Source organism: Streptomyces sp. NPDC057900 (assembly GCF_042887885.1).
Classification (GTDB): domain Bacteria; phylum Actinomycetota; class Actinomycetes; order Streptomycetales; family Streptomycetaceae; genus Streptomyces.
Window position 1 is genome coordinate 112842 of record NZ_JBHVOI010000002.1, and the last position, 14442, is coordinate 127283.

11 protein-coding genes and 1 tRNA gene are annotated in these 14442 nt (G+C 70.7%); 7 read left to right on the forward strand and 5 right to left on the reverse strand.

What is annotated here, in order from left to right; all coding sequences use genetic code 11:
* Positions 1 to 29: 29 nt before the first annotated feature.
* The 3 genes from cysS to ACFVQ0_RS07620 all read left to right on the forward strand — a co-directional run bounded on the left by cysS (position 30) and on the right by ACFVQ0_RS07620 (position 4413).
* Positions 30 to 1433, forward strand: a complete 1404-nt coding sequence (cysS, locus tag ACFVQ0_RS07610) for a cysteine--tRNA ligase (RefSeq protein ID WP_390085612.1) — start codon at positions 30 to 32, stop codon at positions 1431 to 1433.
* Between the two features lie 83 nt (positions 1434 to 1516).
* Positions 1517 to 2473 (forward strand): 23S rRNA (guanosine(2251)-2'-O)-methyltransferase RlmB, encoded by a 957-nt coding sequence (rlmB, locus tag ACFVQ0_RS07615; RefSeq protein WP_390085614.1) that lies wholly within the window; start codon positions 1517 to 1519, stop codon positions 2471 to 2473.
* A 224-nt stretch (positions 2474 to 2697) separates the two neighbouring features.
* Positions 2698 to 4413: a DoxX family membrane protein gene (locus ACFVQ0_RS07620; RefSeq protein ID WP_390085616.1), complete on the forward strand. Its 1716-nt coding sequence runs from the start codon at positions 2698 to 2700 to the stop codon at positions 4411 to 4413.
* 80 nt (positions 4414 to 4493) lie between these two features.
* Here the strand turns inward: ACFVQ0_RS07620 and ACFVQ0_RS07625 are convergent, their stop codons facing one another.
* From ACFVQ0_RS07625 to ACFVQ0_RS07635, 3 genes are all read right to left on the reverse strand, one after another.
* Positions 4494 to 5207, reverse strand: coding sequence for an NDP-sugar synthase (locus tag ACFVQ0_RS07625; RefSeq protein WP_390085618.1), 714 nt, complete (start codon positions 5205 to 5207; stop codon positions 4494 to 4496).
* Between the two features lie 35 nt (positions 5208 to 5242).
* Positions 5243 to 5656, reverse strand: coding sequence for a hypothetical protein (locus ACFVQ0_RS07630; RefSeq protein WP_311304088.1), 414 nt, complete (start codon positions 5654 to 5656; stop codon positions 5243 to 5245).
* A 214-nt stretch (positions 5657 to 5870) separates the two neighbouring features.
* Complete coding sequence (locus ACFVQ0_RS07635; protein ID WP_390085620.1) at positions 5871 to 7007, reverse strand: ABC transporter ATP-binding protein; 1137 nt, start codon at positions 7005 to 7007, stop codon at positions 5871 to 5873.
* A gap of 179 nt (positions 7008 to 7186) precedes the next feature.
* Between ACFVQ0_RS07635 and ACFVQ0_RS07640 the strand changes: the two genes are divergently transcribed.
* Positions 7187 to 7260 (forward strand) — tRNA-Thr (locus ACFVQ0_RS07640).
* Positions 7261 to 7355: 95 nt separating this feature from the next.
* On the opposite strand, the gene ACFVQ0_RS07645 is transcribed toward ACFVQ0_RS07640, so the two are convergent.
* Positions 7356 to 9542, reverse strand: a complete 2187-nt coding sequence (locus ACFVQ0_RS07645) for an MMPL family transporter (protein ID WP_390085622.1) — start codon at positions 9540 to 9542, stop codon at positions 7356 to 7358.
* A gap of 74 nt (positions 9543 to 9616) precedes the next feature.
* Here ACFVQ0_RS07645 and ACFVQ0_RS07650 point away from each other — a divergent pair, with 74 nt between their 5' ends.
* The 3 genes from ACFVQ0_RS07650 to ACFVQ0_RS07660 all read left to right on the forward strand — a co-directional run bounded on the left by ACFVQ0_RS07650 (position 9617) and on the right by ACFVQ0_RS07660 (position 12375).
* A complete protein-coding gene (locus tag ACFVQ0_RS07650; protein ID WP_390085624.1) occupies positions 9617 to 10129 on the forward strand; it encodes a MarR family winged helix-turn-helix transcriptional regulator in 513 nt (170 codons plus the stop codon).
* A gap of 105 nt (positions 10130 to 10234) precedes the next feature.
* On the forward strand, positions 10235 to 11203 hold the full coding sequence (locus ACFVQ0_RS07655; RefSeq protein ID WP_390085626.1) for an SDR family oxidoreductase: 969 nt from the start codon (positions 10235 to 10237) through the stop codon (positions 11201 to 11203).
* Positions 11204 to 11310: 107 nt separating this feature from the next.
* Complete coding sequence (locus ACFVQ0_RS07660; protein ID WP_390085628.1) at positions 11311 to 12375, forward strand: hypothetical protein; 1065 nt, start codon at positions 11311 to 11313, stop codon at positions 12373 to 12375.
* A gap of 155 nt (positions 12376 to 12530) precedes the next feature.
* Here the strand turns inward: ACFVQ0_RS07660 and ACFVQ0_RS07665 are convergent, their stop codons facing one another.
* Positions 12531 to 14309, reverse strand: a complete 1779-nt coding sequence (locus ACFVQ0_RS07665; RefSeq protein WP_390085629.1) for a PE-PGRS family protein — start codon at positions 14307 to 14309, stop codon at positions 12531 to 12533.
* Positions 14310 to 14442: the final 133 nt, after the last annotated feature.

Below are 14442 nucleotides of genomic sequence, written 5' to 3' on the forward strand. Positions count from 1 at the left end.
CACTGGTGCGCGCCGACTACCCTTGAGGCGTGACTATTCGCCTGTATGACACCAGCGCCCGGCAGATCCGTGACTTCGTCCCGCTCACAGCGGGCTGTGTCTCGATCTACCTCTGTGGCGCCACTGTCCAGGCCGCCCCGCACATCGGGCACATCAGGTCCGGGCTGAACTTCGACATCATGCGCCGCTGGTTCGAGCACCGCGGCTACGACGTGACGTTCGTCCGGAACGTCACCGACATCGACGACAAGATCATCACCAAGTCGGCCGAACAGGGCCGCCCGTGGTGGGCCATCGGTTACGAGAACGAGCGCGCGTTCAACACCGGTTACGACGCGCTCGGCTGCCTGCCGCCCACCTACGAGCCGCGCGCCACCGGCCACATCCCCGAGATGATCGAGATGATGCGCGGCCTCATCGAGCGCGGTCACGCCTACGCCGCCGACGGCAACGTCTACTTCGACGTGCGCTCGTTCCCCGGCTACCTGTCACTCTCCAACCAGGACCTGGACGATCTGCGCCAGCCCTCGGGCGAGGGCGAGACCGGCAAGCGCGACCAGCGCGACTTCGCCATGTGGAAGGCGTCCAAGCCCGGCGAGCCCAGCTGGGAGACCCCCTGGGGCCGCGGCCGTCCCGGCTGGCACCTGGAGTGCTCCGCGATGGCGCACAAGTACCTCGGCACCGCCTTCGACATCCACGGCGGCGGCATCGACCTGATCTTCCCGCACCACGAGAACGAGATCGCCCAGGCCAAGGGGTTCGGTGACGCGTTCGCGAAGTACTGGGTGCACAACGGCTGGGTCACCATGTCCGGCGAGAAGATGTCGAAGTCGCTCGGCAACTCCGTACTCGTCAGCGAGATGGTCAAGAACTGGCGCCCCATCGTGCTGCGCTACTACCTCGGCACCCCGCACTACCGGTCGATGATCGAGTACAGCGAGGACGCCCTGCGCGAGGCGGAGTCCGCGTTCGCCCGCATCGAGGGCTTCGTCCAGCGGGTCACGGAGAAGGCCGGCGAGACCGTCGAGCCGGCCGCGGAGGTGCCGCCCGCCTTCGCGGAGGCGATGGACGACGACCTGGGCGTCCCGCAGGCCCTCGCGATCGTCCACACCACGGTCCGTCAGGGCAACAGCGCGCTCGCCGCCGACGACAAGGAGGCCGCCGTCTCCCGTCTCGCCGAGGTCCGTGCGATGCTCGGAGTACTCGGTCTCGACCCGCTCGACGACCACTGGGCCTCCGAGGGCGACCGGGGCGACGATCTGCACGGCGTCGTCGACACCCTCGTACGGCTCGTCCTCGACCAGCGGCAGTCGGCGCGCGAGCGCAAGGACTGGGCGTCGGCCGACGCCATCCGCGACCAGCTCAACCAGTCCGGGCTCGTCATCGAGGACAGCCCGGCCGGACCACGGTGGACACTCGGCCCGCGCCAGTAGTCCTCCCGAGTGCCGCCCGGCCCGCCGGGCGGCACACTCTCACTTATACGCACGCACGTCTGAAGCAACGAAACAGGTAGGTCATGGCCGGGAACAGCCAGCGCAGGAACCGCCGCACGTCCAACAAGAAGGGCATGCAGGTCGGCAGCGGTGGTAACCGACGCCGTGCTCTCGAAGGCCGGGGGCCGACGCCGCCCGCCGAGGCCCGCAAGAAGCACAAGAAGAACCGCATCGCGACCGCCAAGGCCAAGCAGGCCGCCAACCGCCGCCCCGCCCCCCGGCGCGGCGGCGTCAAGGGCACCTCCGAGATGGTCGTCGGCCGCAACCCGGTCTTCGAGGCGCTGCGCGACGGCGTGCCCGCCACCACCCTGTACGTCCAGCAGTACATCGACAACGACGAGCGGGTCCGCGAGGCACTCCAGCTCGCCGGCGAGCGCGGCAACATCAACCTGATGGAGGCCCCGCGCCCCGAGCTCGACCGGATGACGAACGGCCTGAACCACCAGGGCCTCGTCCTCCAGGTCCCGCCGTACGAGTACGCAGACCCGCAGGACCTCACCGCCGCCGCGTACGACAACGGCGAGGACCCGCTGATCGTCGCCCTCGACGGCGTCACCGACCCGCGCAACCTCGGCGCGATCGTCCGCTCCGTCTCCGCGTTCGGCGGCCACGGTGTGGTCGTGCCCGAGCGCCGCGCCGCCGGTATGACCGCCGGGGCCTGGAAGTCCTCCGCCGGTACCGCCGCCCGCACCCCGGTCTCCCGCGTCACCAACCTGACCCGGGCGCTGGAGGCGTACAAGAAGGAAGGCATCGCGATCGTCGGCCTGGCCGCCGACGGCGAGCACACCGTCGAGGACCTGGAGGCGCTCGGCGGCCCCGTGGTCGTCGTCATCGGCAGCGAGGGCAAGGGCCTCGGCCGGCTCGTCGGCGAGACCTGCGACTACCGGGTCCGCATCTCGATGCCCGGTGGCGCCGAGTCCCTGAACGCCGGTGTCGCGGCCGGCATCGTGATGTACGAGGTCGCGCGCCGCCGCGCCTGATCCGCGCCGGGCCCCGGCCCCTGGTGGGCGGGGCACGCGGGACCACTCGCACGGGCGGCGGCCGAAGGGGACACGCGCCGCCGTCCGCCGTATTCGCGCGGCCGTGCGCGGGGGCGCATCGGAGCGCGCGTACGCCCCGTCGCACCCCGCCACCACCGGGTTGACGGGCCTCGGACACTTCGCCCCTGTCAAGGCAGTGTCCTAAACACACATCACTCGGTTAGATGAGTGTGGACACCAGAACGCCTCGGTTCGACGAGCAACCCGCCCTGAGCATGACCAAGGTGGACTGCGACCCTGCGCAGGTCATCGTCAACCACGCCAGCTTCCGGGTACAGCTCGCGCCCGGCCAGCGCGCACGGCTGCGCGGTGTGACCCCCGCCGCCGCGCCCAGGATCCCCGCCATGAGCGGCTCCGGAGCGGGGCGCGGCCGGCGCGCCCCCGTCGTGTGGAGCGGCAGGTCCGCCCCCGGCGACCCCGGCGCCACCGGACTGCTCCAGGCCGTACGCAACTCCACCGCGGCCCGGCCGGGCGTCACGGGCCGCCCCGACACCGCTTACGACCCCTACGAGCCGTACGCCTCGTACGAACCAGCCGGTACCCAGGTCATCCCGCGCCTCGAAGAGACCCAGCCGACCCCGCTGATCGGCGGCCCCCGGACCGGCGGGCCGCTGCTGCCGCCGATGCGGCAGGCCGTCGGCGCGTACGACCCGGTCGAGACCGGCTCGGGGCAGTACGCCGCGGACGACTACCGCACCGACGACTACCGGACCGACGTGTACGGCCCGGACGGACCCGCCCGGGGCCGGCACGGCGAGGGCTTCGACGACGCCGAAGAGCTCGACGACGTCACCGGCGACCGTGACCGCGAGCGGAGCGGCGACTCCGTCCGGCACGCGTACTACCCCGGCCGCCGGATGAACCTCGGCGTGGTCCTGCTGCCCATGCGGGTCTTCCTCGGCTTCATCTCGATCTACGCCGGCATGGGCAAACTCTGCGATCCCGTCTACTTCGACGGCGGCGACCGCGGCTCCATGGTCAAGTGGCTGACCTCGCTGCACCCCTGGGCCCTCGCGGAGCCGCTGCGCGAATTCGCGCTCTCCCACCCGGTCGGTGCCGGACTCAGCATCGCCTTCCTCCAGGTCGTCGTCGGAGTCCTCACCGTCCTCGGCCTCTGGCAGCGCGTCGCCGCCTCGGTCGGCGCCCTGCTCTCCGCCGCCCTCCTGGTCACCGTCAGCTGGCGCACCGTCCCCGTCTACGACGCGCCGGACATCATCTACCTCGCCGCCTGGAGCCCGCTGATCATCGCGGGTGCCCCCGTTTACTCCGTCGACGGACGCCTGGCCGGGGAAGCCTGGCGCAGGCTCGGCCCCCGCTCCGAGATCTGGGACCTCCGCCGCCGCGTACTGCGCCGGGGCGCGGCCGTCGCCACGGTGGTCGTCGGCCTCACGCTGCTCATCGGCTCCATCCTGGGCGGGGCGGTCCGCTCGTCCGGGGTCGTCACCGTTCCCGGGCCCAACGGCGTCCCGACCAACCAGCTCCCCGGCTCCCCGCTCCCCGAGGAGTCCCGCAGCGGCGCCAAGGCCTCGCACACCCCGACGGGCAGCCAGCCCACCCCGACCCGGAGCACCGCCCCCCGGACGCCGTCCGCGAAGACCTCCGCGCCCGCCACGGGCACGGTCAGGGAGTCGGGCCAGGCAACGGCGGGCACGGGCCGGCCCAGCCAGACCCAGGGCACCGGCCAGCAGCCCCCGCAGCAGACCACCCCCCAGCAGCCCCCGAGCACCAGCGCCGGCCCCAGCTCGGCCGGCCCGACCGGCGGCGCCGGCGGCACCAGCGCGGGCGGCCCGGACCAGGCCCCCGGCACGGACGGCGCCCCGGACGCCTCCGCGGGCGGAGGCGAGGGAGGCAAGAACCCCCTCGGCGGCCTCCTCGGCTGAGCGGAAAAGCGAGGGGCGGGCACCGGATCGATTCCGGCGCCCGCCCCTCGCTTTTCCTTATGTCCCGGTCGAGCGCGGTGCTACGACTGCCCGTCCAGCTCCTTGGCGGCCTCCGTGAGGTCCTTGGCGGTGTCGATGGCCCGCCAGTACGCCCCGTGCGGCAGCGGATAGCCGGCCAGCCGGCGCTCCCGGGCGAGCCGGGGAAACGTCGTCCGCTCATGATCACCACGGTCCGGGAGCATCCCTGTGAACGCGGGGGAGAACACGTACACCCCCGCGTTGATCAGATACGGCGAGGGCGGCGACTCGATGAAGTCGGTGATGTGCCCGAACGCGTCCGTCTCCACCGCACCCCACGGAATCCGGGGGCGGGCCAGCGCCAGCGTCGCGGTCGCATCGCGCTCCGCGTGGAACGCGGCCATCTCGCGCAGCGAGAAGCGCGTCCAGATGTCGCCGTTGGTCGCGTACCAGGGCTGCTCCGGATCGGGCAGCCGGGCCGCCGCGTACTTCAGCCCGCCGCCGCGCCCCAGCGGTTCGTGCTCCACGACCGTCGTGACGCGCAGCGGCAGCACCGCCGCGTCCAGCCACTCCTGCAGCACCTCTGCCAGGTGTCCGCAGGACACCACGGCATCGGTCACGCCCTCCGCGGCCAGCCAGGAAAGCTGATGGCCGATGATCGGAGTCCCGGTACCAGGGATCTCGACCATCGGCTTGGGGCGGTCATCGGTATACGGGCGCAGCCGTGACCCCTGGCCACCCGCCAGGATCACGGCCTGCGTCGGAAACGTATGCATGCCAGGCACGATATGCGGTGCCCGGACGGGACCGGTCAGCTGAACTGCGCGACACCCGAGGCGAAGGACGTGTCGCAGACGGGACGCGAGAAGCGGTGCGCCCGCGTCGGGCCGTACTGCTCGACCGCTGCCCTGCCCAGCGCCTTCGCGATCGACATGCAGTGCTTCGCGAGCGACGGGCGCCCCTCGACGGCACGCTGGAGATCTGTCAGCGCGACGGCGGGGTCCTTCTCCTGGAGTTCCAGGAGGAGCTTGTCGCGCAGGATGTCCTGGGTGCTGCGCGGCTTGGCGCGCTTGGAGACGGTCTGCGCCGAGGCGGTGAGCATCTGGGAGTCGGAGTTGTGAGATGCCCACGGCACGGCGGTGACCGCGAGGGTCCCGGACAGGACCATGACGACAGGCAGTACGAGAGCGAGAGTTCGGCCGATGCGGCGCGCGGTGTGGGTCACGCAGTGAGCGTAGCGGGCAGTGATGAATTGGCGACATTACGTCACTCTCGCGAGGGATGGTTCGAGAGTGCTTTTCGAATCCCGTGTTGACGAACCCGAGCGAAATGACCGTTGTGCCGGGGAATTTGAGGCGGCCGGCCCAAACTCCCGAAACGCGCGTCGGCCCCGCACGGAGTCCGTGCGGGGCCGACGTCGTACGGCGGGCGGTGCGGAATCAGCCGATGAGGCGCTCACCGGTCGAGGTCGCGAAGACGTGCAGCTCGTCCGGGCGCGGCACGACGTGCAGCTTGGTGCCCTTCTCCGGGACGGCGCGGCCGCCGACACGGACAACCAGGTCCTTGTGCTCGCCGCCGACCTCGGCGGCACCGTAGACGAACCCGTCGGCGCCGAGCTCCTCGACGACGTTGACCGAGACGGCCAGGCCGGCCGGGGCGTCGGCGGAGTCCTTGGTGAGGGACTTCGCGGCGGCGCCGCCGTGCTCGACGATGTCGAAGTGCTCGGGGCGGATACCGACCGTCACGGTGGTGTCACCGCGGTCCGCGGCGGCGGTGAGCGCCTCGCGGGAGACCGGGACGACGCTGTTGCCGAACTTCACGCCACCGTCGGTGATCGGGACCTCGACCAGGTTCATCGCGGGCGAGCCGATGAAGCCGGCCACGAAGAGGTTCGCCGGCTTGTCGTACATGTTGCGCGGCGAGTCGACCTGCTGGAGCAGACCGTCCTTGAGGACCGCGACACGGTCACCCATGGTGAGGGCCTCGACCTGGTCGTGGGTGACGTACACGGTCGTGATGCCCAGACGGCGCTGGAGCGAGGCGATCTGCGTACGGGTGGAGACACGGAGCTTGGCGTCGAGGTTCGACAGCGGCTCGTCCATGAGGAAGACCTGCGGCTCACGGACGATGGCACGGCCCATCGCGACACGCTGACGCTGACCACCGGAGAGCGCCTTCGGCTTGCGGTCCAGGTAGTCGGTGAGGTCCAGCATCTTGGCGGCCTCTTCGACCTTCGCCCGGATCTCGGTCTTGTTGATACCGGCGATCTTCAGCGCGAAGCCCATGTTGTCCGCGACGGACATGTGCGGGTAGAGCGCGTAGTTCTGGAACACCATCGCGATGTCCCGGTCCTTCGGCGGCAGGTGCGTCACGTCGCGGTCACCGATGCGGATCGCGCCGCCGTTGACGTCCTCAAGACCCGCGAGCATGCGCAGGGAGGTCGACTTGCCACAACCGGAGGGACCGACGAGGACGAGGAACTCGCCGTCCGCGATGTCGATCTCAAGCTGGTCAACCGCGGGCTTCGTGGAGCCGGGGTATACGCGGGACGCCTTGTCGAACGTGACACTGGCCATGCTGAATCTTCTCCTCCACCGGCAGGAACGTGCCGGACGATCCGTTGTAAGGGAGTGGTCTGGTCCACTTGAGTGAACCTTCAGCGACGCTACCTGGCCATTTCGAATCTGTCAGTAGTTCGAAGGGGACGAAATTCCGGCGCGGACGCGGTGCGGGGTTGGTTACACTGCTCCGGCACGCCTCCTTAGCTCAGCTGGCCAGAGCAACGCACTTGTAATGCGTAGGTCATCGGTTCGAATCCGATAGGGGGCTCGGTGAAAACCCCAGGTCACGTAACCCGTGACCTGGGGTTTCTGCTGTCCCGGACGTCACGCGGGGATCTCGGTGGCGTCCTTGCCGGCCTGCGGCTAGGACGTTCCGGAGCATGTACCGCGCGATGCGGATTCGCCGTTCGTCGGCGCCGCCGGTTCGCTGGGGGCCGGGTGTTCCCGCTCGGTACCGCCGGTGTTCCCGTCGCCTCCCTCGCGTGCCAGGGCACCGGGCCACCACGCCCGGGGGCCGATGTCGATGACAAGGGCGGGCACCAGCAGCGAGCGGACCACCAGGGTGTCCAGCAGTACGCCGAAGGCCACGATGAACGCGATCTGCACCAGGAACGCGAGCGGAATGACCATGAGCGCGGCGAACGTCGCGGCAAGGACCACGCCCGCGGAGGTGATGACCCCGCCGGTCGTGGTCAGCCCTCGGAGTACGCCCTGCCGTGAGCCGTGGCGCAGCGCCTCTTCCCGCACCCGCGACATGAGGAAGATGTTGTAGTCGACGCCGAGGGCGACCAGGAAGACGAAGCCGTAGAGCGGTACCGACGCGTCCGTTCCGCTGAACCCCAGCAGGTGCTCGAAGACGAGCGAGGAGACCCCCAGCGTCGCGGCGAAGTTGAGGCCGACGGTGGCGACCAGCAGTACGGGGACGAGCAGCGCGCGCAACAGCAGGACGAGGATCAGCAGAATGATGGCGAGCACGATGGGGACGATCACGGTCCGGTCCCGGGCAGCGGTCTGCTGGGTGTCGTACTGCTGCGCGGTGTAACCGCCCACGACCGCGTCCGCGCCCGGTTCGGCGTGGACGTTCTCGCGAAGCCTTTCGATCGTGTCCTTGGCGGCGTCGCTGTCCGCCGGAGCACTCAGGGTGGCGTCGATACGGACCCGTCCGCCGACCACCTGCGGCTCGCCGGCTCCGGGGCGGCCGGAAGGACCGGCGGCGGCGGCCGAATCGACCCCTTCGGTCGCCTTGACGGCGGCGGTCACCTGAGCGGTCCGGCCCTCGTTCGCGATGATCACGGTGGGGTTGCCGGACCCGCCGGGGAAGTGCTGTGCCAGGGTCTCCTGGGCTGTCACGGACGGCGCATCGTTCACGAAGATCTCGTCGAGGGGCACTCCCTTGCTGGACAGGGAGGGAGCGAACGCGGCGCAGGCGGCCAGGACGAGCGCGGTCACCACCCAGGTCCTCCGCGGGCGCCTGTCGACCATCGCCGCGATACGGCGCCATACGCCGTGTCCCTCCACAGTGGCGTCCGAGGCCTTGGGACGCGAGGGCCAGTACGCGGCTCGGCCCAGCAGGGCGAGTACGGCCGGCAGGAAGGTCAGTGTGGTGAGGACGGCGCACACGATCCCGATCGCGCCGACCGGGCCCAGGGCCCGGTTGTTGGTCAGGTCGCTGGCGAGCAGGGCGAGCAGTCCCATGGCCACCGTTGCGGCACTCGCCGTGATCGCCGCGAATGAACGGCGCACCGCGGCTGCCGCGGCGACGGCCCGGTCTCCGCTCACGGCCAGTTCCTCGCGGAATCGCGCGGCCAGCAGCAGGGCGTAGTCGGTGGCCGCGCCGATCACGAGGATGGACAGGATCCCCTGTACCTGGCCGTCCACCCGGACCACATCGTGGTCCGCCAGCGCGTAGACGACAGCGCACGCCAGCCCGAGCGCGAAGACCGCTCCGACGATGATGACGAGGGGCAGCAGGACGCTCCGGTAGACCAGGAGCAGGATCAGCAGGACCGCGCCCAGCGCCACTCCCAGCAGCAGTCCGTCGATTCCGGCGAAGGCGTCCGACAGATCGGCCTGGCTCGCCGCCGGGCCGGCGAGCTGGGCCGATGTGCCAGGCACCTTGTCCGCCGCGTCCCTCACCCGGCCGAGAACGTCGGGCAGTTCGTCACCCAGGTCCGGTGCCAGCTGGACCACGGCCTGCATCGCCTCGCCGTCCTCGGAGGTGAGGGCGGGAGAAGGCCGGCCTACGACACCCGGGTTTCCGGCCAGGGAGCCGATCGCTTCGGTGGCGGCCTGCCGCTGCTCCGGGGTCGCGCGGCCCTCATCAGCCGTCCAGACGACGATCGCGGGCAGTGTTTCCGACCGGTCGAACGCCTTCTGCTCCTTGAGCGCCTTCGTGGACTCGGCACTCTGTGGGAGGAAGGCGGCCTGATCGTTGGTCGCGACCTCGCCGAGCTTCCCGGCGTACGGCCCCAGGGTTCCGCCCACCCCCAGCCACACCAGCAGCAGTGCGACGGGAACGAGCCATCGGGCCCAGCGAGGCGCGGATTTCATGAATGGTCCCAGCGATAGACGAAGTAAATCAACCGTAAAGTATCTCAATCATTGAGTAAACCTATACTGGAGGCATGCCCGTTTCGGATGCACCTTCCCTGCCGCTTCCTGAAGATGACCCCACGGGGTTGCGGTCCTTCGCAGTCCTGCTCCGGGGGCTGAACGGCGAGTTCAATCGCATCGCGCAGGAGTTCGCGCACACGCAGGGTCTGCACCTGACGGACGTGCAGGCCCTGATCGCGGTCCTGGACGCGGGGGCCGACTCGGCGGATGAACCGATGACGCCGAGCCGGCTCCGCCGAGAGCTCAATCTCACTTCGGGTGCGGTGACCGCCTGCCTGGACCGCCTGGAGAGGATGGGGCACATCCAGCGCACCCGGGCGGTCGATGACCGCCGGGTCGTCCACCTTCACTACACCGAGGTCGGCCGGGGCATCGCCCGGGAGTACTTCGAACCTCTGGCGACGGGCACCGCCACGGTCTGCGGCCGGTTCGGTCAGGACGAGTTGAGCGTGGTCGTCCGGTTCCTGTCCGAGATGAACAAGGAGCTGTCCCGGCTGCGCCGCGATCCGGCCGCCGTCTCCTGACGGTAGGTGCGCTCTCGGCCCGGTTGCGGTGACCTGTTCGTGGCCTGACGGTGGTACGGGGATCACCGTGGCGACAGCGACGCGATCAGCCTGCGGGGAGAGACGATGCATGACAGCCCAGGCGCCCGCTCGGATCAGCCGGCCCCGACAGGTCCGCTGTACGGACGGGTCGCGGTGGTCACCGGCGCTGCTCGCGGCGTCGGTGAGGCGCTCGTCCGAACCCTCTCCGAGGCCGGGATGCGGGTCGCGCTGCTGGGCCGGGAACGGGCGACCCTGGAGGAGGTCGCCGGGTCCCTCCCGGGCCCGAGTATCTGCGTCGAGTGCGACATCACCGACCGCGCAGCGCTCGCCGAGGCAGCGCGCCGGGTGGAAGCGGTCTTCGGGCCTTCCTCCGTGGTCGTGGCGAACGCGGGCATCGCGGTGAGCGGCCCGTTCAACAGCACCGCCGCCGAGTTGTGGCAACGGGTCGTCGACGTCAACCTCACCGGCTCCGCCAACACCGCCCGTGCCTTTCTGCCTCAGCTCACCGCCACCCGCGGATACTTCCTCCAGATCGCGTCCACCGCCGCGTTCGGCGCCGCGCCCATGATGAGCGCCTACTGCGCGTCCAAAGCCGGGGCGGAGTCCTTCGCCCTCGCACTGCGCGGCGAACTCGGACCCGATGGCGTCCAGGTCGGCATCGCCTACCTCCACTGGACCGGCACCGACATGCTCACCGGCATCGACGACCACCCGGTCCTCGAAGCGCTGCGCCGCAATCAGCCTCGCCCGGCCCGCCGCGTCCACACCCCCGAGCAGGTCGCCCAGTGGCTCACCCGAGGCATCACCCAGCGCGCCGCGCACATCTACGCACCGCCCTGGCTGCGCTGGTGCCAGCCCCTGCGCCCGCTGTTCCCCGCGCTGGTCGCACGGGCCACCCGCCGCGAGCTGAGGACCCACCTCGACGGAGACCTGTCGTCCCCCGCCCAGGTCCTGGGCGCCGGAGGGCGAGCCGACTGGGACACCTACCGGACCTCCGGCACCGCTCACCCATCCGGCCGACAGCCCGAAGAGCCAGGTTCCGAGCGGCCCTGACCGGCGCGCCCCACGCCCCGCCCCCGGGGGGCTCGACCGGGTGTGTGAGTGTGTCGTGGGCCGAGATGGCCTACGCAGACGAGACACGTACGTACATGGGGGGTGTCGTGAGCCAGGTGCTCTATGGCGAGCGGAACTGGAATCCGCTCGCGCAGACCGTGGAGTTGACCGGGGAGGGGCTGCGCAGAGGTGGCCGGACCACGCCGATGGGTGAGCTGAACCTCGGTGCCATGGCGGAGGCGTACGGGCGTGGGTGCTGGCTGGGCGGCGGTGGGGTCGAGCGCGCGCTCGACCGGATCCCGGAGGGCCCCGGCGTCGTCCCGCTGACCCGCGTCACCGGCACCACGGTCCCGGTGAAGGTGCGTCGGGCGGCCGAGTTCGCCCGTGCGCTGGGCGAGTTGGCGGTACGGCTGTGCGGCGGGCCCGAGCAGGTCGCCGCGCTGTCCGCGCGGGCCGGGGCCGAGGGCGTACCGCTGTGGATAGCGCGGAGGTTCGCGGACGGGCCCGCCGGGCCGATCGCCGTCGCCGTGGACCGGCGGCTGGTGCGCGTCGACGTGTGGGGGCCGCACGCTCCCGCCGCCCGCATCCGTGCGCCCCGCGGCTTCCAGGGCGAGGCCCCCGATCCGTCCAAGGGCCTGAGCCTGACGGTCGGCGACGCCGTGGCGGAGCTCGTACTCAAGAAGAAGCTGCGCAAGTCCAAGAGCGTGGTCGAGGTGCGGATTCCGGGGGCGCACTGGGTGCTGCGCCGCGAGAACGCGACGAGCTCGTGGCTGCTGCGCGGTGATCAGCGTGTCGCCCTGCTGGCGCGTCCCCCGCGCCGGCCCGCCCGCACGGCGGACACGGTCCTGCGGCCGCTGGCCCCCGTGCGCCACGAGAGCGCGGACCCGCTCGACGCGGTGATGGCGCATCTCTTCGCCGCCGCGTTCGGGATAGGCGACACGACCGGGACCGCGCGGTTCCGGTCGGAGCGGCAGGCGGGGCGCGGGGGCGAGCCGGTCGCCACCGACGGGTCCTGGGACCGCCCCTGGTTCAGCAACCTCGGCAACGGCGGCGACGACAACGAGCCCGGCGGCGGGGACGGCTGGGGCGCGGACGGCGGCGACGGCGGGGACGGAGGCGGCGACGGTGGCGGTGGTGACAGCGGTGGCGGTGACGGTGGCGGGGGCGACTGAGGGGTCGTGACTGAGGGGGAGGGAGTGAGGGGGGACTCAAGGATCCCGTAGGCGCTTGTGGATCAGTGCGCGGCAGTCCCTTCAGTCCCTTCTGAATCAGTGTGCTGTGTCGCGGGGTGCGCAGTCCCGTCGGGGGACGGGGCCGCCCAGCACTCTTATGCCGAGGGGCGCTTGCCTACCAGCTCCTGGTAGAGCGCGCGGCGCTCCTCCGGGTTGCCGTCCGTCGCGGCGAGGTCCCGGTCCCACTGCTGCTTGATGTCTTCCAGGTAGCCCTGCCAGCCGCCGCTCGAACCCTTACTCATCTTCCGCAGGTCCACGTAGCGTTCGTTCTTGCCGAGGCCGCCGGAGCCGATCTTGTCCTGCTTGTGGCCGTGCAGGATGGACTCGGGGTTCGAGGTGGCCTCGGTGGAGCGGAAGTCGTGTTCGTAGCCGACGGGGCTCGCGGCGTGCGGCGCGATGGTCTCGACGCCGATCTGGAGGGACCCGTCCTTCTCCATGGTCGGGCGGTGGTAGACGAGCAGGACGTGGCCGTACGAGCCGTTCGGCAGGACCATCGCGCCGTTCCAGTCCTTGGAGCCGATCCCGCCGCCGGAGATGTCCTGGCCCCACAGCTTCGGCCGGGCGGCACCGACGGCGAGTTTGTTGGTGAGGGACGCCATGACGCCGCCCTTCTCCTTGAACTTTCCCTGCTTCTCACCCTTGTTGGGGCCGATGTCGGTGCGGTGGGTGGCGAAGCCCCGCTCGGAGACGTGCTCCGCGGTCTCCCCTTCGGTGGCGTCCTGGGTCGCGCCCAGGAAGTGCGGCAGCCAGTAGGCGGGATCGTCCTTCGCGCTCAGCGCGGGGATCCGTACGTTGACGCGGCCGCCGTGGGACAGCGCACGGATGACGTCCTGTTCGTGGTCCGCCACGTGCCGGTTCTTCTCCGGGGTGTAGAGCTGAAGCCCGTGGCGCAGAATGAGCAGGATCTTGGTGAGCATTTCGCGGCCCTGGGCGTCCTTCTCGACGTAGTCGGGCGCCTTCTTCCCGTCCTTGCCCACCGGGGTGCCCTCCGCCGGGACGGGGCCGTCGTACATGCGCTCGCGGGCTATGCCCTCCGGGTGGAGCGTGTCGACGGCGGTGTCGCGGATCTGCTGGTTGCGCTCCGTTTCCAGGCTCTCCCGCGTCTTCCGATTGTCCGGGTTCTCCTGCTTACCCTGCTTCTCCTGCTCCTCCGAATCGGTGCGGAGCGTCTGGGTGAGCATGAACCGGCCGAGCGTGTAGGCCGGGTCCGTCGGTGCGCGGACGGACGGACCCGACATGATGTCGGGACGCTTCCCGATGGCCAGCGTCGCGGTGAGTACGCGCTTGCCGGGGGCCATTTTCAACCAGTTGTCGAACGGCCCCTTCGCGTAGTCCTCGGCCTCCTCGTAGGGGCCGATGCCTACGTCCTTCAGCCACTTCCTATTTTTCGCGGACAGCTCTCTGATGTCATCCAGCTCCTCTTCGGTGAACGCCTGACCCCGCATCACCCGCCGTTCCAGGGTCTTCCGCAGCCGGGCGGGCCCCTCGACCATCCACTGCTCGGGCCACCAGGTGCCGGGCGCGAAGATGTTCGCCTTGGAGGTCTCCTGGGTCGTGTGCTGCTCGATCGACTGGCTGAGCCGGGCGATGATCTCCTTGCCCTCCGGGTCCGCCTCCTGCGCCGGTGCGGCGGCCTCGGCGCCCTCCTGCTCGGTGGGTCCCGCGCGCTGGACCGTGGTGGCCGCGTCGGCGGAGCGCCGCACGGCCTCCCCGTGCCGGTGCCCCTCGCCCTCGTGCCCGCGGCGCATCATCTCCAGCACCACCTGGTTGCCGCTGCTGGCCTGCACTCCCATCAACCCGGTGGGCGCGGTCGTGCGTACGGTCTTCTCCTGGTCGGCCGACGCGACGGGACGCTTCCTGTCATGGGATTTCATGGGACGCCCCTCAGCCGAGACCGGTTGCCCCTGAACCGGGACCAGTGCAGTACCACGCTAGGGCGTCGCCTGCTCCGGCCGGAGGGCCCACGTCATGGTCTGCCCGGAGAGGCAGTTCGGCTGCCCCTCCGGG